Below are 23263 nucleotides of genomic sequence, written 5' to 3'. Positions count from 1 at the left end.
TCAGAGTGCTTGTTTGCTATAATAAACGTAACTGAAAGCAGAAAGGATGAACCTTATGACGATCCAATTCTATGACACACCAGAAAACTTAATTGCTGGTACGACTTTAAAAGACAACCAGCAAACCCTTAACGGCAATTTAGCTCTACATACGGGGGAAGACGCAACGCAAGTTGTAGAAAATCGACGAACTTTAGCGGATGCATTACAGGTTGACGTCGACCAGTTCGTTTTCGCTAATCAAACCCATTCCAAAAAAGCTTATCGTGTCACAGTTGGGGACCGGGGGCGCGGTAGTCTGTCAACTGAAGATGCAGTGGATGATGTGGACGCCTTGTACACTTACGAAAGCGATGTGGTTGTTGGCGTCTTTACGGCAGATTGTGTGCCTGTGATTTTTTATGACGAAGATACTGGTTTAATTGGTGCCATCCATTCAGGCTGGAAAGGGACTGTTCAAGATATCGTGTCAGCCACTTTTGCACAAATCAAAAATGAAAACCCAGATATTTACATGGGTAACATCAAAGCTATTCTCGGTCCTTCGATTGCACAGAAATCTTTTGAAGTGGACAAAGATGTTGCTGACCAATTCAAGGCGCTTGGTTATGCGGATGATTTTATTCAATGGGATGACAAAGGCCAGAAATACTTAGTAGACAACCAGGCGACGGTTGCAGAGCAGTTAAAACGAGTTGGTGTCTTGGAAAACAATATTACAGTATCTGACCAAGATACTTTCGAAATGGTTGATGGTTTTTCATACCGCTTAGACAAAACACTTGGTAGACATTTCAACTTTATCACGAGAAAGGGATAGAAGTAGTATTTATACATTATGTAGTAATTTAGTAAGCATTCGGCTTCTGCTTTTTCCTATCATTGCCTTAAAAGCAGTAGGACCTTCTTCAGTCTCGATCTGAAGACTTGTCTGGCGACACAATCTGTAAGGCGTACACGCCAAACAGATTGTTGTGGGCCATCCCTCCTTTTTACTGCTAAGGCATGCTAGGAAAGCGTCAGCCTTAGCTTTGATATTACAGATCTCATGACTTGGAATTTCTCAATAAATAATAATCCATAAATAAGGATCTTCAAGATTATTGAATATAAAATGTAGTCTTTGCTTAAGCTTATTCACCTATGGTCTATAAAATAGTTTGTATTGCCAAAAATATTTCTATGTCTATTTTCAAATATGGGCATTAAAAAACCAGCCGTTGGGAGTCAGCTGGTTTTTTGTCATCTTTCGTTTTGGGAGGAGAAAGATTTATGAAGAAAAGTTTGGTTTCTTTATTGGGTATGCTTATATAATAAGCGATACCTTTGAAGATTTAGTGAAAATCTCAATCAAAATTGTGTTGATTTTGTGATGAATAAGTTACGAATCTCTTAAGCAGACCAGAAATCCTAGTCTTCTAGGGTTAGTCGGTGAATAATATCCGCATAATCTGGATATTGATTCAGTAAATCTGATCGTTTGAATAGTTCAAAGTCATCGTATTCAAATCCTGGACTAACCATGCATGATGCTAGTGAATAGCTATCCAATTCTTCAACACTTGACCCGAAAATCGTATTTTTAGGCACAACGGCTTGTAATACTTGGCCGTTTTCAACGTCTGTACCCAGGGTAATTTGCTGGTATTCTCCTTCAGGGGTAATCATATGCACAGTCAGTGGACTACCATAGTGATAATACCAAACTTCATCCGCTGTTAAACGGTGGAATCGTGACACATTTGTTGAGGTTAATAGGAAATAGATGCTGGTATATAAGGCTCTTTCTGGCTGTTCTTCTAATTGGATACGTTGGTCAGATTTCATCACTTGGTAGAAAAAGCCACCCTCTTCGTGTCCTTCCATTTTAAATTGATCAATCCAAATTGATTTATCTTTCATCGTCTTCACCTCCAGAGTATGTGTTTGTCTTAATAGTATAGTCTTTGTCAGTTTTTTGCACGGTTTTTTTGATATGAGTGTGAAAAATGCTTCAGTTCTAAATAGAACAATCAAGCATAAAATTCCGCGATATTGTGAAAAAATTATCAAACAGTCTATTTTTTATCAGGTTAAAAAGGTAGATATACCAATTCTAATCATATTAATCGCTATTTTATAGTATGCTGACCAAGTCAGAAAAATGATGGACTATGTTAAAAATAATTGCAAGGAGACAAGGTATGAGCGAGAAAAATGTTTCAACTTTCATGGATACAATCGATGGTGCCGTTGCCAAAAAGGATGCCCTTTTTGCCCAATCAAAGATTAGATACTTGTTACGAGCGATTTATGCGGGTATATTCTTAACCCTACCAACCGCCATTGGTATTTTGGTTTGGGATGTCCTTTCTGTAGACTATCCCGCTCTAGGTAAAATCAGCTACGCCCTCATATTTCCAATCGGTTTAGCCATGATTGTTTATTTAAACGGTGAATTGGCTACTTCAAATATGATGTATTTGTTCACGGGTGCTCATCGCCGGAAAATTTCTTGGTCAAAAGCATTAACTATTATCTTTATTTGCACATGCATGAACCTACTAGGGGCTGCTATTGTTGGTATACTCATTGGGCATTCTAGTATCGCACATTATTTTAATGCTGATTCTGCAATCATGACCATGATTAATGCGAAATTGGATAAAGACATTTGGACCTTATTCATAGACGGGATTCTCGCAAATATCTTCGTCAATATCACCATTATGGGGCAGATGAAAATGAAAGATGATATTGGCCGCCTACTATTTATCATCGCCGTTATTTTCCTATTTGTTTATGGTGGGTTAGAACATATTATTGCGAATTTCTCGCTAATGAGTATCGCTTTCTTCTCAGGTAATAACATGGATATAATGGCCGTGTTGATTAATTGGATCTTCGCCTTTATGGGCAATCTAGTAGGTGGCGGTGTTATCATGGGGCTAGGGTATAGCTTCCTAAATAGTGTAGAGACAGGATATCTCGACTAGGTCCAGGTGATGAGGTATCCAGAAAAGTATAAAGAATGCCGCGCGATTTACATAGAATATCCTAAAAAAATAATAGACCAAGGGGTTGCATCTGCTTTGATGTCCCCTTGGTCTATTTTTATGGTTCTTATTCGGTCAACAGATTGAACAACCGCTAGCCATTTACGCTTCTTCTGCTACCATCAAACTGAATTGCCCAGTGAGTGTGACTTCTCTAAGGTCACTTGGTAGGATAAAGGCGTCTGCTGCTTTCACGTCCCAAGTCTTGTCGCCAACAGTGATTTGTCCTTGGCCATCAAGGACTGTACACAATTGGTACTTGTCGGATAAGTTGATATGCAAGATATCCTCGATTGTCCATTTTGCCACGGAGAAGTATTCATTGGTCCAAAATTCTTGGATTGAGCCACCCGGTAGTTCAGTTGTATGCCCGGTTGCTAGAGTATCCTTGTGGGGGAACATGGTGACATCCGCTGATTGTTGGATGTGTAGGTCACGTTCCTGGCCATTGGCGTCCTTGCGTCCGTAGTCATAAACCCGGTAGGTGGTGTTAGAACTTTGTTGGGTTTCGAGGATTAATACGCCGCCACCGATAGCATGGATAGTCCCTGCTGGCACGGCGAAGAAATCACCGGCATGAACGGGCACTTTACGTAACAGTTGGTCCCACTCGTTCTCTTCGATCATTTCTAGGAACTGTTCTTTATTTTGGGCATTGTGGCCGTAAATCAGGTAGGCACCTGGATCCGCGTCCATAATATACCAACACTCCGTCTTCCCAAGGTCATTTTCATGGGCTAGTCCATAGGCGTCATCCGGGTGCACTTGGACGGACAAGTCTTCCTTGGCATCAATTATTTTGATTAATAATGGAAAACGGTCAGCCGCTTCTCCCAAGAAGATTTCTGGGTGCTTTTGGTACAAGTCAGATAGACTTAAGCCGGCAAGGGATTCAGGTGACGTCACGATAGATTGCCCATGTTCATGTCCTGAAATGACCCACGCTTCTCCCGTCTGGTCTGAAGGGATGTCTAGATTAAATTGACTGCGTAATTTTTGTCCACCCCAGATTTTTTCTTCCAGGTAGGCTTTTAAGAATATGGGTTCTTGCATCGTCACTACTCCTTGTCTTTTTTCCCTCGTTTAAAGGGGTTTTTGAATAAGTTAGCTAGGTTACTTTGTTGTGCGACGAATTTTTCTCGGGGCAGGTACTTGCGCATTGCCCGAAGACTATCTTTAGCTTCATCGACAACAAATTCCAGGAGTTGGCCTTCATCGGTTTCAAAGTAGAAGCCGCGGACGTAACGTCCTTTGAAGAACATTTGCACGCGGATGCGTGTAATGTTAACCCATGGAATTTGAATGAAGCCTGGTCCGTTCTCCTCGCGAAATTCGACACCTTTATCGCCCACCATCAGTAATCCTGACTTAGGGTCGATAGGGTTGATCATCGCATTCGCTTTGGAGACGAACGTTACTTCTGTATTTAATTGTGCTACCATCTTAACCCATGATACCTAGTACATAAAGCACGATACCGATCACAAAGATAGAGAAGATCAAGGTAGTTGCGCTCACTTTACGTTTTAATAGGTACATACATGCTAATGTTAATAGTAATGGCATCATACCAGGTAATAATTGGTTGAATACATCACCTAATGATGTGGCAGTTGTTGTATTTACTAATTGACCTGATGAAATTTGGTTAATCACATCACGGAAGCTGTCAGCTGTTACATTGCTGTTGTTAGCTGCTTCAACTAAACCGTCAAAGTTTACAATAGCGTCTTCTTGGTTTGTTACTTCAGAGATAACTGCTGGGAAGTTCATGGTTGTCCAACGAGGTACCAATACTCCCATAACGAACATCCCTAAGATAGATGCCCCAACAGTGATTTTTTGAATGATACCACCAGACAAGTCTTTTGTGATTTCAGAACCTGCGCGGTAACCTAATTCTTGTGTATACCAAGTGAAGGCTACACGAATGACGTTCCAAAGTACGAAGAATAAGATTGGTCCTAAGATGGATTGGCTTAGGGCAAGCGATGCAGCGAAGGCACCGATTACTGGACGTAACGTACCCCAGAAGATTGGGTCACCCACACCAGCAAGAGGACCCATCATACCAACTTTAACCCCTTGGATAGCTTGGTCTTCAATGACTGTACCATTTGCTTTCTCTTCTTCCATGGCTAAGGTTACACCTAAAATTGGTGCCTCAACGTATGGGTGAGAGTTGATGAATTCCAAGTGACGTTGTAAAGCTGCCGTACGGTCTTCTTTACTTGTATATAATTTTTTGATTGCTGGGGCTAATACATAAGCCCAACCAACGTTATGCATACGCTCGTAGTTCCATGAAGCTTGAACGAAAGTTAATCGCCAGTTTGCGACCATCCGGTCTCGTTTTGATAATGTTACGCGGTTTGTTACTTCTTCAGTCATGTCTACCCCTCCTTAATAGTCTTCTAAAATGGCGTCTAACTGGGCATCAACTGAACCTGAACCACCAGATCCTGAACCGCCACCGCCATTAAATTGTGGAGACAATTCAATGTAGATAAGTGCTAAGGCCAAACCGATAATACCCATTGCCACTAAGTTCAATTCTGTAACGGCTGCTAAAGCAAAACCGATAAAGAAGAATGGCCATGTTGTTTTGGTTGCCATCATATTGATAACCATTGCGTAACCTACAGCAACGATCATACCACCACCAACAGCTAAACCACCTGTGATCCAGTCTGGAATGGCTGCTAAAGCGCCTTGTACAGCTGAAGCTGGTAAAGCTAATGTAGCGATTGCTGGAATCATTACACGTAAACCTTGAAGACCTAAAGCCAGCATATTGGCAGATTCAACTCCACGAATAGAGCCTTTTTCCGCTTGAGCATCCGCGTAATGTGCCAAACCTACTGTCATTGTACGAACGAAGATTGTTAATACTTGACCAGCGATTGCTAAAGGCACTGCAATGGCAATACCTTCGCTTACAGAAGCACCTTTAGTTAATACTAAGATACCCGCGATTACACCTGCTAAGGCCGCATCTGGCGCTTGCGCTGCCCCGATGTTCATCCAACCTAAAGCGATTAATTGTAATTGACCACCTAATAGTAGTCCTTCAGTTAAGTTTCCTGTTGCCAGACCAATTAATGTACAAACAAGAATTGGTTGGTGTAATTGGAATGAGTCCAACACACTTTCAAAACCAGCGAATAATGCAATAACACTAATAGCTATAGCTGCAAAAATTGAAATATCCATTTTTCTGTCGACCTCCCTTTTAAATCAAGTTATGATTTTTCAACAGTTTATCTAAGTTTTCGTCTGAGTCTGCAGGGACTTTACGTACATCAAATTTAACCCCAAGGTCTTTTAATTTTTGTAAAGTCGCTACATCTTCCTCGTCTACTGACAATGATCTTGAAATCATTGTTTTCCCTTTAGAATGCGCCATTGAACCTAAGTTTACTTCCTTGATATCTACACCAGCTTCGATTGCTGCTAATACGTCTTGTGGAGTTTCAAATAATAATAATGCCTTTGTATTACCAAAACGTGGGTCTTTATCAATTTCCGCTAATTTAGATACTGGAATTGTGTTGGCACGAACACCTGTTGGCGCTGCTTGTTGAATCAATGATTTACGCATGTCATCTTGGGCTACCTTGTCCGATACAACGATAATACGGTTAGGGTTAACTGATTTCACCCAACCAGTGGCTACTTGACCGTGTAATAAACGGGTATCCACGCGTGCTAGGACATACTTAATCTTCCCATCACCTAATACAGTACCAGGTTTTAAGGTACCAACTTGTTCCTCTTCTTGACTACCTTCGCTAGCTGCAGCTGCTGGGGCGTCAATGCCTTCCCCAAGTGCTTCAGGTTTTACACGAATACCTGACACGTCTCTTGTCAAAATGTGTTTAGCAACATCTGCCACTTGGTCAGAACCAAATCGTTGACCCAAAGCTTCTAAGAGCATTGGTAGATTTAACCCACTTACAATTGCTGTGCGTTCTGGCATTTCTTCGTGAATTGCATTGGCCTGGTTGAATGGTGAACCTCCCCACAAATCAACTAAAAATAGAATTTGTAACGTATCATCGAAAGATTCGACTGCTTCTAAAAGATGGGCACGTAAATCATCTGGTCCTTCTTCAGGCATAAAGGTTACTGCCTGCAGATTTTCTTGTTCTCCGAAAATCATCTCAGCAGATTGTTTAATACCTTCAGCGAACTTACCGTGACTCGCTAAAATAATTCCTATCATCCTATTAAACCTCCCTAAATAAAATTTGGACACTTGTATCCGTTTTCAAGTATATAAGTAAAATCTACCAAATACAATCACAAAATACTTTGAAAACTAGCGGATTTTATCAAAATCCGTCAATTCTTTGCAAAAGTTTGCATATGACTATACTTTAAAATTATTAAATATACCCTTTCGCTAACAAAATGGTTTTAAATACTGTTAAATCAATGCTTCGCCTAACATATTATATAAGTTATTAAGATTGCAAAATTATCTTTAATCGAAAAATTAAAGTTTTCTCATATACATAAAAAACGCGTAAAATCAGATTTTGTATAGATTCTGTACTTTGCATATAATCAATTATTTGTATAAAATAATATTACATTTAACCAAAAAAGTCGTTTTACCCTTCAGTGATGACAGAAAAGATGACACCTTTCTTGACACATCGACGACTTATTCCGCTGACCAAACGTCTTCAATCGGCACTTGGACTTCTAATTTGGTGCCATCAAACTCTTGAGCGATAACAGATCACGCATTGGTTTTGAGGAAAAAACAGCATGATTTCGATTAAATTTGTGCAAACAAAAAGAGCAGAACCGAGGTCCTACCCTTTTCGATTGTTTAACTATTTGTTTAAAGCCTTGATACGTTCAACAGCTTCTGCTGTTTTTTCATAGGTATTGAAGGCTGTTAATCGGAAGTACCCGGCACCTGAAGGACCGAAACCAACACCTGGTGTCCCAACGATTTGTGCATTTTCTAATAGGAAATCGAAGAAGTCCCATGAGTCCATGCCTGCTGGTGTTTTCAACCAAACGTAAGGCGCATTGACACCACCGAAAACTTCATAGCCAGCCTCTTCCAAACCTTCTTTAATCAGGATGGCATTGCGGCGGTAGTAAGCTAATATTTCTTCGATTTGCGCTTTACCTTCTTCAGAGTAACTTGCTTCACCAGCACGTTGTACAATGTAAGGTGCACCGTTGAATTTCGTTGAAATACGACGTTTCCATAAGTCTAATAGGGATACGCCATCGATTTCTAACTCTTGAGGGATGATCGTAGCCCCTAAACGCAAACCAGTAAAGCCGGCACGTTTTGAGAATGAACGGATTTCAATAGCGCAAGTACGTGAACCTGGTAATTCAAAAATTGAATGTGGCACGTCTTCTTCAGTAATGAATGACTCGTAAGCTGAGTCGAAGATTAAGATCGCATCATTTTCGTTAGCCCAGTCTACCCATTTTTGTAGGTCAGCTGTGTTTAAAGTTGTCCCTGTAGGATTGTTAGGGTAGCAAAGGTATACTAAGTCAACTGGCTCCTCAGGTAGCGCAGGTTTAAAGTCATTTTCCGCAGTAGCTGATAAGTAAACCAAGTCCGACCATTTACCCGTTTCTTCGTTGTAGTCACCACCGCGACCAGCCATGATGTTTGAATCGATGTAAACTGGGTAAACAGGGTCACCAACAGCGATTTTGATGTCTGGGCCAAAGATTTCTTGAATGTTTGAAGAATCTGATTTGGCACCGTCAGAAATAACGATTTCATCCACTTTCACATCTGCACCACGTGCTGCAAAGTCATTTTTTTGGATGGCTTCACGTAAGAAGTCGTAACCGTGGTCTGGCGCATAACCTTTAAAGGTAGAAGCATCCGCTTGTTCGTCTACGGCCTTATGTAAGGCCTCGATGACTGCTGGTGCTAGAGGTAAAGTGACGTCCCCAACACCTAAACGGATCACATTTTGGTCTGGATGTGCTTTTTCATAAGCCTCTTGGCGACGTTTTACTTCTGCGAATAAATAAGAGCCTGGTAATCGTTGATAATCTTTATTAATTTGGTTCATAGAAAATCTCCTCTACTAGATATGCTACTTTTTAGTTACTATACTGCTTTTTAGTCACTTTCATTTTTTAAGGTATGAGAGCCGTAACGAATGTTGTCGCATCTAGCGCAATGGATAGTCTTGGTCAGCGCCAGCGTTTCTGAAACCACCTTGGTTCAAGATTTCATTATATAGAATGCGGCGAACATCTTCGTCGGTCAGCTGCTTGGTATCTGCCACTTTAGGCTGCGTGTGTTGACGGTTATATGTATTATAAATCGCTTGGATGCTCATACCCTCATTTAAATAGTCTTTGATTTCTAATAATCGATCGACATCATTTAAAGAGTACATGCGGCGATTTGTTTCTGAACGTTTTGGTTTAATTAACTTCTGTTCTTCGTAATAACGCACCTGTCTCGGTGTCAAATCTGTTAGCTGTACAACTGTCCCAATTGGGAAAACAGCTAGCGTACGTCGTAGCTCTTTTTCCTTCATGTCAACTCACCTTCATTCTTTTTTAATTGTATTTTAATCTCATGTTATATTACTTGACATTTTAAGTCAATCATATTTTATTGAAATTCTGTGAGAATTCAGACAATTTTTTGTAAAAAAGAGGTGTCATTTCTAGATGAACTACCTTGCAAAGTGTATGGCCAGTCGCTATAATGGAAAGAATTGCTTTTTTCCAGATTGGCAAGTTTTACCCCTTATCAATTCAATTTAAAGGAGCGGTTTTCACATGGAAAATGAACCTAACATGACACCAAGCAACACCAACCCACAAATAGCCAGGCGCGGCATTTATCTCAGTATCGTCACTTACGTCATCATCTCGACCGCCAAACTCCTTGTCGGCTATAGCTTTGACTCAGATGCGGTCTTTGCGGATGGTTTGAATAACTTTACCGATTCATTTGCGTCAATCGCCCTACTAGTGGGCATGATCCTATCCCAACGCCCAGCTGATCAAAACCACCGTTATGGTCATTATAAAATTGAAACCATTACTACTCTGATTATGTCCTTCGTGATTTTCTATATTGGGATTACGGTGACCATTGATTCAACTACGGCCTTAATCAACCAAGCATACGCAGCTCCAACACCCATTAATGCGGTTGTCGGCTTGTCTTCTGGGGTCATTATGTCCGGCGTTTATTGGTACAACAACCGTCTTGGCAAGAAACTCAATAGTCCAAGTCTTAAAGCTTCTGCAAAGGACAATTTATCCGATGCCCTGACCTCTTTCGCAACTGCCTTATCGGTCGTCCTAAGTCGTACCGGTATCCTTTGGCTAGATGGCGCTATGGCTATTGTCGTTGGCTTAATCATTATCAAATCAGGATATGACATCTTCAAAGAATCCGCCTTTTCCCTATCAGACGGTTTCCCCCAAGAAGACTTAGATAACTACCGGAAAATAGTTCGCATGGTGCCTGGCGTGCGCGCAATTTCTGATATCCGCTGCCGTAATTACGGGGCCAATGTCTATATCGACATCACCATCTTAGTAGACCCAGAAATATCTGTTCAAGCGGGTCATGCTATCACTGAAAAAGTAGAATCTGCCTTACAACAAACAGAAGATGTCACCGCCATCGACGTCCATGTCGAACCCTACCAAGAAAACTAATCCATTAAATATACTTACAACAAAGACCTGCCACGCTCAACATGAGAAGCAGGTCTTTTTAAGTATATTGACTATTTCTACGACTGACTAGTGTCACGGCAGACTATTGCCACTCTTGAATAGCTTTAACTAAATTATTTGCAGCTGTTTCAATGATCTCTGTTTTAGTCGCTAGATTAATCCGGATATGGGTATCTTCTGGTCTAGTTGGCCAGTAAGTAGTCCCATAATTGACACCTAAACGGGCACGGTCTTGAACCACTTCTTTCAGGTCTGCATTTTTCACATAAGCCCCTAGATCAAGCCAAGCAAGGTAAGTCCCTTGTAAGTCTGAGAATTGAACTTTTGGCAAGGCTGTTTGGACTGTTGTTTTAAGTAATTGGTAATTGTCCCAAATCACTTGGTTGACACTCTCAACCCATTCCGACCCGTAGGTATAAGCCGCTTCTGACGCGATATAACCAGCAGGTTGCCCGCCAGTCACATGAATCGCATGTAAGAACGTATCCAATTTTTCTCTTAAATCAGCCCGTGGCACTACCATAAATGAATGGTTAAAACCAGCTAAGTTAAAGGTTTTTGATGGCGAGGCGAAAAGGACATAATTGTCAAAATCTGGGTCAATATTTCCAATAGCAATATGCTCATGTCCTGGCATAATCAAATCACGGTGGATTTCATCAGAGAATAATAAGACATCGTATTGCTTACATAAAGCCACTACTTTAGCCAATTCATCACGATGCCAAACGCGACCAGTTGGGTTTTGCGGTGAACAGAATAAGAAAACCTTGATATCGTCATCTTTGAAGGCACTCTCCAAAGCGTCAAAATCAATTGTGTACCCTTCTTGTTCATTGCCCAATAAATCTTGCATCACTAAAGTCCGATTAGCTTCTTCAATAACCGTACGGAAGGGATTGTAAACGGGGTTTTGAATTAAAATATTGTCCCCTTCATTGGTATACGCATGTAAGGCAAAGGCAATACCCGTACATACACCTGGTGCAAACCGGTACCATTCAGCCTTTGTTTTATATTGGAAATGATCATTTGACCAATCAATCATTGATTGGTAATAAGAATCTGGCACTGAATAATAGCCAAAGTATTGGTCATCCACAAAAGATTGAATGGCTGCCGTCACTTCTTTTGCTGGCGCAAAATCCATATCCGCAATCCAAATCGGCAATAAGTCTTTGTCCCCAAAAACTGTCTCTAAATCATGCCATTTCATTGCTTTTGTATTTGAACGGTCTGGACTGTAATCTTTTAAAATATCAACCATACTTGTGCCTCCTATAATTTGTCTACCCTTGTCTTGATATTCTCATTCTATCATATCTAATAGAACTTTGATTCAAGGGACAATCGCTTAAAGGTAATCGTTTTAATCTATCAAAACCTTGAATAATTCTAGTCCACCGCTAGTCCAACTCTTCAGCGCAATGCTAGGAAAGTATAGTCCGAAGTCTTACTCACTAATCATGACATCTCATTTAAGTCCCAATGGCTCTTGCTTGTTGTCTTAACATTTTCTTGATATAATGTAAGCGTGTACACATAACTTTAGATAACTTACATACGGAGGCTTTTCATATATGACAAATTTACTAATATTAGTGTCTCATAGCCAAACCATCACAGAGGGTCTAAAAGAATTGTTAGAAACCATGGTACCCGATGACAACAATGCCTTTTCAGTCATTGCTGCGGGTGGGACCGATGACGGTGAAATCGGTACGTCCGTCAGCAAGATCACAGAGGCCATTTTTGCTAATACGGATAAGGAAATTTTTATCTTCACGGATATGGGATCAGCCGTCTTATCGGCGGAAACGGCGCTTGATTTCGTGGAAGATGACCTAAAAGCTCATGTCCATTTAGTTGAAGGCCCCCTTGTAGAAGGTGCTTATGTGGGTGCTGTTCAATCAACCATTAACCGTACACCAGACCAAATTTTAGAAGCCATTAAAGAACAAAGCTAAATGTTTTAACGCATGCTTATCTTATTTAAAGTCATTGATTGTAACCATGTTATCCATGCCTAAGGAGGTTTTTTCATGAAAAAAATTATCAACCAACCCGGTGATATTGTCAGCCAAATGGTCAAAGGTTTAGCCAGTGCGCACGCAGATATTCTTGCTCAAGTGCCAGACACTCAAGTCCTCTACCGTACAGCAGAAACCCCAAATATCGTTGGAATTGTTTCTGGTGGGGGCTCTGGCCATGAACCAAGTCATGCAGGATTTGTCGGTAAAGGGATGCTGTCAGCAGCCATTTCTGGGGAAGTCTTTACTTCTCCAACGCCAGACCAAATTTTAGAAGGGATTAAAGCTGCTGATAATGGGGCTGGTGTCTTCTTAGTCATCAAAAACTATACCGGAGATGTGATGAACTTTGAAATCGCTCAAGAATTTGCGGAAGCTGAAGGAATTGAAACCGCTGCAATCATTGTTGATGATGATATTGCTATGGAAGATTCTACCTATACCGCAGGCCGACGTGGCATTGCCGGTACAGTCTTTATGCATAAAATCATCGGCTACTACGCAGACCAAGGGAAATCTTTAAATGATTTAAAAGCTATTGCGGAAAAGGTTAACGACAATCTTAAATCTATTGGCCTTGCTTTAACAGCCGCAACCGTCCCTGAAGTAGGTAAACCTGGTTTTGACATTGCAGATGATGAATTTGGATATGGTATTGGGATCCACGGGGAACCTGGTTACCGTCGTGAGAAAATCAAGCCTGCAAAAGAAATGGCTGCGGAATTAATTGGTAGGCTAAAAGAAGAATTCAACTGGACAAATGGAGATCATTTTGCCGTATTGGTCAATGGGATGGGCGGTACACCGTTAATGGAGCTTTACCTATTCTGGAATGATATTCAAGGACAGTTGGCAGATGAAGGGCTAGAAGTTGATTTTGTTAAGGTAGGAGACCTGATGACTTCACTGGAAATGCAGGGGGCGTCATTAACCTTACTGAAACTTGAGGACCCAGACTGGGTAAGTGCCCTACAAGCACCGGTAAACACTGCAGCTTGGGGATAATTTAGTTAAGAGAGGATGTCATGTATGGATGTAAATGAAACAATAACTTGGTTAGACCAATGGTTTGACCGCTTAATAGAAGAAAAAGCTTATCTATCTGATTTAGACCAAAAAATTGGTGATGGAGATCACGGTAATAACATGGCGCGCGGTGCAGTTGCTACTAAGGAAGCCTTGGAAAGCAAACAACCAGCAGATGTATCAGCGCTGTTTATGACTGTTGCGCAAACCCTCATGAGTAAGATTGGTGGTGCATCCGGTCCTTTATATGGTTCTGCCTTCCTAGCCATGGCAACAACGGCTAAAAACTCAGAAAATCTCGCGGATATTTTTGCAGCTGGTTTAGATAAAATTCAACAAAGAGGTAAAGCAGAACCTGGTGAAAAAACGATGGTTGATATGTGGCATCCAGCTGTTGAAGCCCTTAAAGCCAATAATCTAAATCAAGAAATACTAGATGAAGCTAGCACTAAAACGACTGAACTTAAAGCGACGAAAGGTCGTGCTTCCTACTATGGGGAACGGTCTATTGGTGAACCTGATCCAGGAGCTGAATCAAGTAAATACTTATTTGAAGCCTTAATCAAGACACAAGCATAAAATTAAATGAAGAGGCTGGGACAAAACTACTTTTTGCGAAAAAAGTAGTCCCACTTTCGTTTATTTTTATAAAGATATAGAAAAATACACTCCCACTACTGAACAAAATAGTTCATAGTTTTGGGAGTGTATTTTTTTGAGAGACCTTTTGTCCCAGCCCCTTCTTTGTTATTCATTTTTAGAAGTTTTTGTTCGTTAACGGGAGTATTTCGCTTTCGATTACATCGGTATACGCTTGTTTAGCGAATTTTTTCACTCTGAATTTCTTCTGCACTTTCTTCCGATTTTCTTCTAGATAACGGTCTTTATCCATATTCTCAAGGAGGTTACTCTCTCCAGTTTGTTTACCCGCTTTTTCTGGTTTATAATTCTCGATTAAGTAATGCAAATCATCTTCTTGGACATAGAGACTTTCCGATAAATCATGAACCAATTCACTGACACGCTCATCAATACGTTTTTCGATTTCACTCGATACATTAAGCGTATTTTCTGCTTGTGTTAATTCATTGCCATCCTTAATAGTAGAGAAGATATCTTCAATAATTTCACCTAATTTAGGGTTATTATCTTTAAATTTCGTTAAGTAGGCTTCAGCGTCAACAATACGTTTGATACGATTTTGACTATTCGGTTCATTTACGATCGTTTGCATTAACAGCATTAAGTACTCGTAATCAATTTGTTGTTTCCCTACTTCAGACAACTGATAATCGAAGTCAATCGTTAAGTCATCTTCTTCATCTTCATCGATTTGTTCTCTAATTTTTTCTAAGGCATTCTCATACTTACCATGGTAGGACTCTATTACTTCAGGACGTAAGCCATATTGTTGTTCAAACACATCTTCATCAAACTCTGAATACACTTGAATAGCCCCTAAGCTTTTATCAAATTCTTGATAAGCTTTCACGAAGAGTTTAAGGGTATCAACATCGTCATTGATATCAATACTCTCTGGGCTAGGCGCAACAGAAATTAAACGCTCATAAGCGTCCTGGAAGCGTCCGTATGACTCATTCCACCCTGGCGCCTGTATTGCGCTCTCTCCACCGTTAGAATATAAAATAAAGGCATTTTCGACCGCTTCTTGATACTGAATTGGATATTGGAACGTCATAATTTGGCCGTATTGTTTATCCTTGTCGTAGATACGGTTTGTCCGTGAGAAAGCTTGAATTAAATGGTGCGGCTTTGCGGGTGGTCTATCCATGAATAAAATCGCTGTTGAAGGTGAATCGAAACCAGTTAATAGACGATCAACCACAATCACGATATCTAATTGTTCACTACGTGTACGGTATATATCTTTTTTCCGTGCTAAACGATTATTAATGTCTTGGTTAAAAGCTCTAACCTGTTCTAGGTCATAATGTGTGTTGAACGTTTCATTATAATCTTGAATGATTTGTTTATATTGTGATTGACGTTCAAAAGAAGTTTCTTCTGTTTCGTTTAAAGAATAAGTCACCGCTACTTTCGGGAAGTCTGATACTAGACTCTTTGTTTTTTCACTTATCTTAACGCTTGATTTACCTTCTTTTACTTCATTAAACAGCTCATAGTATCGTTGTGCATCAGGAATAGAACGTGTGGTTAAAATCGCACTATAGGTGTTCCCTGGCCCACGAGTGAGTTTGAATTTATGTCTTGAGTAATTAACGATTTGGTCAATGACTTTTAGTTTGTGTTCATCATTTTCGTAAGCTTCTCTAGGTAATTTAGCTTCTATTTCGTGTTCACTCAACCCATCTATATCGATACCTGATTGGTCAAAATAATCTACAATAGAATTCTTTTCAAGTGTATTAATATATTCAACTTGGAAACCGAGTACCGCTTTATCATGAATAGCTTCTTTTACCGTATATTCATGTAGACGTGGGCCGTACTGTTCTTCTGTTGTACGTGGCATATCCCCAAATTCATCTCTCGCATTTTCCGCAAATATTGGGGTTCCAGTAAAGCCATACCAAAGGGATTTAGGGAAGAACTTCGTAATTTCTTGTTGTTTTTTAGGGGTCACAGCACGGTGACACTCATCTACAACGAACCCTATGTTTAAATTGCGTAATTTCTTTGCGATACGGTTATCTTCTTTGTCACCATAACGTTTCATGACATAATTTAATTTTTGTATCGTTGTAATCACTAAGTCACGATCATTAGCGGTTAATTTTCGCACCAAATCGGATACGTTATCCGTATCATTCACTTCTACAACGTCATTCATTGCATAAGATTTAAAGGCAGTACCCGTTTGTTGGTCAAGGTCAATTCGGTCTACGATAAATATTGTTTTATCTAACGCAGGACTTCTCAATAGGTTTCTGGCCACTTTATAAGACGTAAGTGTTTTACCAGAACCTGTTGTATGCCACACGTAACCAGACTGACGTTGCCTTACGGCTTGCTCTACAGCTAAGATCGCATGAATTTGATAAGGTCTAAGTAAAATAATGGCTTTATGGTCAGCATCTAACACAGAGAACTCAGTAATCATTTTATGACCTTGTGGAATAGACAGCACTTCTTTGGCAAAACCTAAATAGTTATTGACTCTATTGTTATTTTTATCTACCCATGAAGTTAAGAACTCTTTATTAATATGTTGGCCATCAGCAGCTGCGATATACTTCGTATCTACCCCATTTGTGACCACAAACATTTGAAGCATGGAAAAGATACCTGTATATTTACCTTCGTTTGAGTATTTCTTGATTTGTTCAAAGGCTGCCATATACCCTTCTGAACGATTCTTTAATTCAATCTGAATTAAAGGTAATCCATTAATCAATAAAGTCACATCAAAACGGCGGTTTCGGTCTTGTTCATCACGTTTACTTGACGCGTATTGATTAATCACTTCATAAACAGAAATACCACCAGAAATATCTTGTGATTTGAATACCGTTAAGGAAACCTTGCCAAGTTTCGCATCTTCACGCTGTACAAGGACTTGTGCAATCCCATTTTCCCCTTTTAACCATTCAGCAGCACGATAAAATGACCCAAAGTTTAATTGCGTTTTTACTTGGTCAAACTTCGTATCCGTTAACGGAACGTCATTCAATTTATCCTTATTATTACGAGTCAGAATTTTACGGAAATTATCCCATAAATCTTCTTCGTTTTTTAAATCTTGTCGATAAGTCCATTGCGATTCACCATTGATTAACTGGTCAATCAACTTATCTTCCATGTCGCTCTCTAATTCAAAGCTTTTCACTTCACACACTCCTTTATCATTATTTTTATACAAATACCTCCGCTATATCAATACTCTTTATCAAAGTTAACTGAATATAGCGAAGGTGGCTTATAAGTTTATATAAACATATTCTGTAGTAAAATTTGTTTCATGTTTTTTAATTGGTCTAATTTACGTTGATAAAGAACGAGAGTATTGTCTATGTTTTCAAATAAGTAAATAATTAATTGCTTTTCTTTATCATTAGGTATTCGGATATTAATATTTAAAAAATCAGACTCATGTATTCTCCATTGACCATAAACCACACCTTGACGAAATCTTACCATTTCAGAAATAAATTCTTTACGAGCGGACAAAATACCTATAAATTGGCTGTCTTTTGCTTTTTTCGAATTAAATATACAATAAACAGGTGATATAACAGCTTTTCCAGTCTTATTAAATCCAATTGAACCTGTTTCTAGATTATTGGAGCTATAGATAAAATCACCTAATTCAGTTTTTTTATACTTTTTTTCCGAATCTTTAACTAAAAAGCTACGATTATATCGCTCTCCTTTTGGAGTGACGCCTTTACCTTGCACGAATGACATAAGAGGATACTCATTAGTTTCTGGTATCTGATCATTGCGTTCAGATAAAATGTCGCCCAACTTCCGCTCTTCCCACTCGCCTTCAAACCCAGCAAACCGTAATTTCGGCACCGTTTCGCCTTTACCAGGGAACATTTGCTGTAACAACGATTCTTTTAGTTGGTTTAATTGGTCTAACTTACGTTGATGAAGAGTGATAGTCTGATTTATTAATTCTAGTATCCTTCCAATTTTAAATGACTCTAACTCATTCTGAGGTATTGCAATTTTGATTTTTATCAAATCAGTAGAATTTATAGCGGGGTAACTTGAGCCTGTGCTTCGATTTAGAACTTGAAAAATAAATTTATCTGTTGTTAGATAATTTATCAGATATTCACTACTAATCGAAGGTCGCATTTGAGCGTACCCCGTAGAAAAAACATAATTTTTTCCTTCTAAATTAAATAAATAATTATTTTTTTGATAAGGTCTTACTAATTGAAAAAAAACGTCCCCATTTCTTGCTAATCTTTTTGCTCTAGAAGGAGCAGTATCACGGTATTCAATTCGACTATATATTAATTCTGTCCCTTTGACACTTTCCAAATCGACATAGTGAAAACTATTAGGTAAGTTAGAACTAGGATTAATTTCCACAACATTCTCCAACCTACGTTGTTCCCAATCATCAGTAAAACCTTTAAACCGAAGATTTGGGGCTTTTTGTGAGTCTTTGTTTATACCCATTATCCTAAGACCTCCTTCAGCGCATCAATAATGTCTTTGGTATCGGCTGTTACCTCTAAATCATCAACCATAGCTAAAAGCTCTTTAGAAACGTCTTCAATCTCTTGATCCGTTTGTTTCATTTCATCTTTTAAAGCCACAACATCAATCGGTTCAGCTTCTTCAAATGTATCGACATAGCGTGGGATATTTAGGTTGAAATCATTTTCTTCAATTTCTTCATATGTCGCAACATGTGCATATTTCTCTACATCTTCACGTTTTAAATAAGTTTCGTAGATTTTATCTAAATGCTTTTCTTCTAATTTATTTTGATTTTTTGCTTTAGTAAATTCATTTGAAGCGTCAATGAATAGCACGTCACGACTATCACGGTTTTTCTTCAAAATAACAACCGTTGTAGGAATACTTGTATTGAAGAAGATATTCGCTGGTAAGCCAATAACCGTATCAATTGCCCCTTGTTCAAGTAATGCTTTACGAATCTTCCCTTCAGCAGCGCCACGGAATAGTACACCGTGTGGTAGGACAGGATTATAAATGTCCTAACTGTTCAGTTAAGTTGAACAGTTGATATGAAAGGTTTTTGACCTACCTATACTTTGTTTTAGAACTGAACACAAAAATTTGTTTAGAATCGTATTATAATTTCTAAATTGTTCATATATTCTTGTTTACAACAAAATAAAAGAAGCAGCTTTATCAACTGCTTCTTTATTAATTTTCAACTATTTTTTTGATGTTATTTTCTTTCTTTAACCTTTTTTTTATTTCAGTATTTTCTTTTTGAATTAATAATAACTCTACATCCCGTTGATACATTTTATCTAATTTGTCATTTAAATCTTTCACTTCCCTTTCTAAAGCTTCAATTTTTTTATAAGGATTGTTTTTATTAAAATCTTCATTTATCTTATCAATATACTCTTTAATAACTAAGTTATTATAAATGGTAGTTCTTGAACAATTTAGAACTTCTGAAATTCTTGCTATAGAAAAATAACTACCTTGTAGTTCGATAAAGTCCGTATAATTGTGTAAAAGTAAAAAGGCCATATAACAGTCCTTTTACGGTACAATGTTTTTAACGACAAAAACATACCCAGGAGGACTTTTACATGACCCAAGTACATTTTACACTGAAAAGCGAAGAGATTCAAAGCATTATTGAATATTCTGTAAAGGATGACGTTTCTAAAAATATTTTAACAACGGTATTTAATCAACTAATGGAAAATCAACGAACAGAATATATTCAAGCAAAAGAATATGAACGAACAGAAAACCGACAAAGTCAACGAAATGGCTATTATGAGCGCAGCTTTACGACACGTGTAGGCACGCTAGAATTAAAAGTACCCAGAACACGTGATGGTCATTTTTTACCCACAGTGTTTGAACGTTATCAACGAAACGAAAAAGCCCTCATGGCTTCAATGTTGGAAATGTATGTATCAGGCGTTTCAACTCGTAAAGTATCAAAAATTGTGGAAGAACTTTGTGGTAAATCCGTCTCTAAGTCCTTCGTTTCTAGCTTAACAGAACAGCTAGAACCTATGGTTAACGAGTGGCAGAATCGTTTATTATCAGAAAAAAATTATCCTTACTTAATGACCGATGTACTCTATATAAAAGTACGAGAAGAAAATCGAGTACTCTCAAAAAGCTGTCATATAGCGATTGGAATAACCAAAGATGGCGACCGTGAAATTATCGGCTTCATGATTCAAAGTGGCGAAAGCGAAGAGACCTGGACAACATTTTTTGAATACCTAAAAGAACGCGGTTTACAAGGTACGGAACTCGTTATTTCTGATGCGCACAAAGGATTAGTCTCTGCCATTAGAAAATCCTTCACCAACGTAAGTTGGCAAAGATGCCAAGTTCACTTCCTAAGAAATATCTTTACCACCATTCCTAAAAAAAATTCAAAATCTTTCAGAGAAGCTGTTAAAGGAATTTTTAAGTTCACAGATATTAACTTAGCGCGTGAGGCTAAAAATCGATTGATTCATGATTATATCGATCAACCAAAATATTCAAAAGCTTGCGCATCATTGGATGATGGATTCGAAGACGCCTTTCAATATACCGTACAAGGAAATTCCCACAATCGACTAAAGAGTACCAATCTAATTGAACGACTGAATCAAGAAGTACGCAGAAGAGAAAAGATTATTCGCATCTTCCCCAATCAAACATCAGCCAATCGCTTAATTGGAGCCGTTCTTATGGACCTGCATGATGAATGGATTTATTCTTCAAGAAAATACATCAATTTTGATAAGTAAAAATGGTAAAAACATTGTATAGCATTTTACACAGGAGTCTGGACTTGACTTGTAGTTCTGATAGAGATTCATCTAATTGATTAGTTATATCAATTTTATAGTCATATATTTGATTTAAATATACTTTGACATTATCACTAAGTTTTGAATAATCATGTCCAATGCTTTGTAAAGATGAGTCTAAATCTTGAATGTTTTCCATTCGTTAATCTCCTTTTTAATTTCTGAAATCTTATCAATTATTTCAAGTAATTCCGGGTGCGATTGAAGAAGAATATTAAGACCGTTAGCATCTAATTGATTTTCTAATTCTTTCAACTCTGGTTCAAATAAATCCGTTATTGTGTTCTTGAGTTTATCTAACTCTACTTTTGCCTCCTTCGTAAAGCCATTATCTAAGTTGTACTGAACTATCTGTATTTGGTTTTTAACATGTTTATAGGTTTTTGGAATCATAAAGTAAAAAGTTAATCCTGTTGTTTCAAATCCATACTTCTCTAAATACATATCGGTATAACTATCTTTTTTTGTTTTTCCTCGAAGATTGATAGGAGCAATTAAATACCCCCCAACTTTCTGCTTGATTGGATATTTTCCAAGTAATCCTTCAATAATTTCATCTAAGTTTTTTGCTACATTGAACTTATTGTTCTTAATGAATTTTTCAACTATCTCAACCCACTCTGCAGAACCTTTACCTATAAGTTTTTCTTTATTAGTCAAGATTGATTCTAACGTTTTTTTTGAATCTTCGATCTCTTGTTGCTTAGACGAATAATCCGCTTTGGGTCTCACATAATGTGAAGTCATTTCTTTGGTTAAGTGTGACATAAATTTCTGGACATACTTAATATGAACACCTTTTTCTAAGAGTTCTGTGACTACATGAACTCTGAATTGAGCTGTTTTAGGCAATGCTATTGTCTTTACATCTCTTACATTCCATATTCTTTTATTTTTTATACCTGGGTAATAACCTTCAGGTAAGTTCACAGTTTTGAATTTTTCATTAATATGAACAAAAAAAGATTCAACTAATTTACTATATTTTGCACTATCTAATGGGAAGTAACTATTTTCTTTCTCATTTTGTCCGCCCATAAACAGATATTTAACTCCTAAGGATTCTCTCCTAGAACAATATAAATCTAGTTTGATTAAAGTATTTATCGCTAATATTGAAATATCATTGGCGTAGGTATAAACCGTATCAATCCCGTTTAGGCCTCTAACTCGCTTAGAAGTGCTATATAATATATAACTAAGCTCATGTCCATCATAGTGAGTCGTTGTTTTTAAACAGTCAATTGTTAGTGCTAAGCACTCATTAATTCTGAGACCAGTCTGAGATAAAATCAGATAAACACTGGCCACTCCTCGTATCCAATCTTCTTCACTCTCGTTTATCACTATATCCTTGCAAACGTGAATGAATTTTCTATAGTATTCATCTGGTATATTCTCGGTCTTATTCTCCTCAATTAATCCCTTGATCAAGCGTTGATTCTTATTAGCCAACGCATTTTTTATTTCAGGTGTATTAATGTTATCAAAATACATTGAAAAAATTTCATAAAATTGTCTAATTGTTGTACGATAAATATTTTTATTTCTTACATTTGAATTTAAAGAGTTTATGAATTCAATCATCATTTCGCTTGTAATATCATTTAGAGTTATACAACCCTGATTATCTGCATATTTCAAGAATTTAATTAGTCGTTGTGTGTTTCCAAGGATTGTCTGAATTTTAACTTTATCTTCAAGGATTCTTATTAGAACGTACACTTTTAAAATATCTTTGAAACGTTCGGGACACTTTTCAAAATTGATTTTTTTCCCTTTTTGCGTTAGCCCTTGCATTTTCACTTGTGAAAAATCCCATAAATTACTCTTAAAAAATATTTTTCCTTGGTTAAATGGAAGTAAATTGACATCTTTTAAATTATTTAATAACTCATTTAAATTATTAAGAGGTAAGTATTTCACCTTTTCATAATCGTAAATTTCATTTGATTTATCCATTAAAAATGAATTTATTAACGAACTTTCTATCACACTT

At 38.1% G+C, this 23263-nt stretch carries 21 protein-coding genes and 1 pseudogene; 7 read left to right on the top strand and 15 right to left on the bottom strand.

The window, feature by feature from the left end:
- Window positions 1-55: 55 nt before the first annotated feature.
- Window positions 56-820: a peptidoglycan editing factor PgeF gene (gene pgeF, locus AWM76_RS00910; protein ID WP_039934528.1), complete on the top strand. Its 765-nt coding sequence runs from the start codon at window positions 56-58 to the stop codon at window positions 818-820.
- Window positions 821-1410: 590 nt separating this feature from the next.
- Here pgeF and AWM76_RS00905 read toward each other — a convergent pair.
- Entirely contained in the window at window positions 1411-1902 is a 492-nt protein-coding gene (locus AWM76_RS00905) for a cupin domain-containing protein (RefSeq protein ID WP_039934525.1), read from the bottom strand.
- Window positions 1903-2183: 281 nt separating this feature from the next.
- Here AWM76_RS00905 and AWM76_RS00900 point away from each other — a divergent pair, with 281 nt between their 5' ends.
- Window positions 2184-2975, top strand: a complete 792-nt coding sequence (locus tag AWM76_RS00900; protein ID WP_039934523.1) for a formate/nitrite transporter family protein — start codon at window positions 2184-2186, stop codon at window positions 2973-2975.
- A 162-nt stretch (window positions 2976-3137) separates the two neighbouring features.
- Here AWM76_RS00900 and manA read toward each other — a convergent pair whose 3' ends face one another.
- The 7 genes from manA to AWM76_RS00865 all read right to left on the bottom strand — a co-directional run bounded on the left by manA (window position 3138) and on the right by AWM76_RS00865 (window position 9577).
- Entirely contained in the window at window positions 3138-4088 is a 951-nt protein-coding gene (manA, locus tag AWM76_RS00895; RefSeq protein WP_003140781.1) for a mannose-6-phosphate isomerase, class I, read from the bottom strand.
- Window positions 4089-4093: 5 nt separating this feature from the next.
- A complete protein-coding gene (locus AWM76_RS00890; protein WP_003140779.1) occupies window positions 4094-4477 on the bottom strand; it encodes a DUF956 family protein in 384 nt (127 codons plus the stop codon).
- Window position 4478: 1 nt separating this feature from the next.
- The gene (locus AWM76_RS00885; protein ID WP_003140778.1) at window positions 4479-5426 is read right to left on the bottom strand and encodes a PTS system mannose/fructose/sorbose family transporter subunit IID; all 948 of its coding nucleotides are present in this window, start codon (window positions 5424-5426) and stop codon (window positions 4479-4481) included.
- Window positions 5427-5438: 12 nt separating this feature from the next.
- Window positions 5439-6248 (bottom strand): mannose/fructose/sorbose family PTS transporter subunit IIC, encoded by an 810-nt coding sequence (locus tag AWM76_RS00880; RefSeq protein ID WP_003140776.1) that lies wholly within the window; start codon window positions 6246-6248, stop codon window positions 5439-5441.
- 19 nt (window positions 6249-6267) lie between these two features.
- Window positions 6268-7260: a mannose/fructose/sorbose PTS transporter subunit IIA gene (locus AWM76_RS00875; RefSeq protein WP_003140775.1), complete on the bottom strand. Its 993-nt coding sequence runs from the start codon at window positions 7258-7260 to the stop codon at window positions 6268-6270.
- Window positions 7261-7879: 619 nt separating this feature from the next.
- A complete protein-coding gene (locus AWM76_RS00870; RefSeq protein ID WP_003140774.1) occupies window positions 7880-9100 on the bottom strand; it encodes an LL-diaminopimelate aminotransferase in 1221 nt (406 codons plus the stop codon).
- Window positions 9101-9202: 102 nt separating this feature from the next.
- A complete protein-coding gene (locus AWM76_RS00865) occupies window positions 9203-9577 on the bottom strand; it encodes a MerR family transcriptional regulator (RefSeq protein WP_003140773.1) in 375 nt (124 codons plus the stop codon).
- Window positions 9578-9824: 247 nt separating this feature from the next.
- On the opposite strand from AWM76_RS00865, the gene AWM76_RS00860 reads away from it, so the two are divergent.
- Window positions 9825-10718, top strand: a complete 894-nt coding sequence (locus tag AWM76_RS00860; RefSeq protein ID WP_003140771.1) for a cation diffusion facilitator family transporter — start codon at window positions 9825-9827, stop codon at window positions 10716-10718.
- Between the two features lie 103 nt (window positions 10719-10821).
- Here the strand turns inward: AWM76_RS00860 and AWM76_RS00855 are convergent, their stop codons facing one another.
- Entirely contained in the window at window positions 10822-12006 is a 1185-nt protein-coding gene (locus tag AWM76_RS00855) for a MalY/PatB family protein (RefSeq protein WP_003140770.1), read from the bottom strand.
- Window positions 12007-12319: 313 nt separating this feature from the next.
- On the opposite strand from AWM76_RS00855, the gene dhaM reads away from it, so the two are divergent.
- The 3 genes from dhaM (at window position 12320) to dhaL (ending at window position 14374) form a co-directional block, all read left to right on the top strand.
- On the top strand, window positions 12320-12706 hold the full coding sequence (gene dhaM, locus AWM76_RS00850) for a dihydroxyacetone kinase phosphoryl donor subunit DhaM (protein WP_003140769.1): 387 nt from the start codon (window positions 12320-12322) through the stop codon (window positions 12704-12706).
- A 75-nt stretch (window positions 12707-12781) separates the two neighbouring features.
- Window positions 12782-13774: a dihydroxyacetone kinase subunit DhaK gene (gene dhaK, locus AWM76_RS00845; protein WP_003140768.1), complete on the top strand. Its 993-nt coding sequence runs from the start codon at window positions 12782-12784 to the stop codon at window positions 13772-13774.
- Between the two features lie 24 nt (window positions 13775-13798).
- Window positions 13799-14374 (top strand): dihydroxyacetone kinase subunit DhaL, encoded by a 576-nt coding sequence (dhaL, locus tag AWM76_RS00840; RefSeq protein WP_003140767.1) that lies wholly within the window; start codon window positions 13799-13801, stop codon window positions 14372-14374.
- A gap of 178 nt (window positions 14375-14552) precedes the next feature.
- Here dhaL and AWM76_RS00835 read toward each other — a convergent pair whose 3' ends face one another.
- From AWM76_RS00835 to AWM76_RS10770, 4 genes and pseudogenes are all read right to left on the bottom strand, one after another.
- Entirely contained in the window at window positions 14553-17576 is a 3024-nt protein-coding gene (locus AWM76_RS00835; RefSeq protein WP_039935337.1) for a type I restriction endonuclease subunit R, read from the bottom strand.
- A 125-nt stretch (window positions 17577-17701) separates the two neighbouring features.
- Window positions 17702-18910, bottom strand: a complete 1209-nt coding sequence (locus AWM76_RS00830) for a restriction endonuclease subunit S (protein ID WP_004262250.1) — start codon at window positions 18908-18910, stop codon at window positions 17702-17704.
- A pseudogene (locus AWM76_RS00825) lies at window positions 18910-19440 on the bottom strand (N-6 DNA methylase); the annotation flags it as partial. The pseudogene AWM76_RS00825 and the gene AWM76_RS00830, both read right to left, overlap by 1 nt.
- Window positions 19441-19627: 187 nt before the next feature.
- Window positions 19628-19966, bottom strand: a complete 339-nt coding sequence (locus AWM76_RS10770) for a hypothetical protein (protein WP_060779303.1) — start codon at window positions 19964-19966, stop codon at window positions 19628-19630.
- Between the two features lie 62 nt (window positions 19967-20028).
- Between AWM76_RS10770 and AWM76_RS00815 the strand changes: the two genes are divergently transcribed.
- Complete coding sequence (locus AWM76_RS00815; protein ID WP_003143749.1) at window positions 20029-21201, top strand: IS256 family transposase; 1173 nt, start codon at window positions 20029-20031, stop codon at window positions 21199-21201.
- Here AWM76_RS00815 and AWM76_RS10845 read toward each other — a convergent pair.
- A complete protein-coding gene (locus AWM76_RS10845) occupies window positions 21185-21403 on the bottom strand; it encodes a hypothetical protein (protein ID WP_060779302.1) in 219 nt (72 codons plus the stop codon). The genes AWM76_RS00815 and AWM76_RS10845 overlap by 17 nt on opposite strands.
- A complete protein-coding gene (locus AWM76_RS00805; RefSeq protein ID WP_039934828.1) occupies window positions 21382-23259 on the bottom strand; it encodes a site-specific integrase in 1878 nt (625 codons plus the stop codon). The genes AWM76_RS10845 and AWM76_RS00805 overlap by 22 nt, the downstream gene beginning before the upstream one ends.
- Between the last annotated feature and the right edge of the window lie 4 nt (window positions 23260-23263).

This window comes from Aerococcus viridans, from assembly GCF_001543285.1.
Classification (GTDB): Bacteria; Bacillota; Bacilli; order Lactobacillales; family Aerococcaceae; genus Aerococcus; species Aerococcus viridans.
Note: the sequence above shows the minus strand (reverse complement) of the source record. Positions and strands in the feature narration are given on the sequence as shown.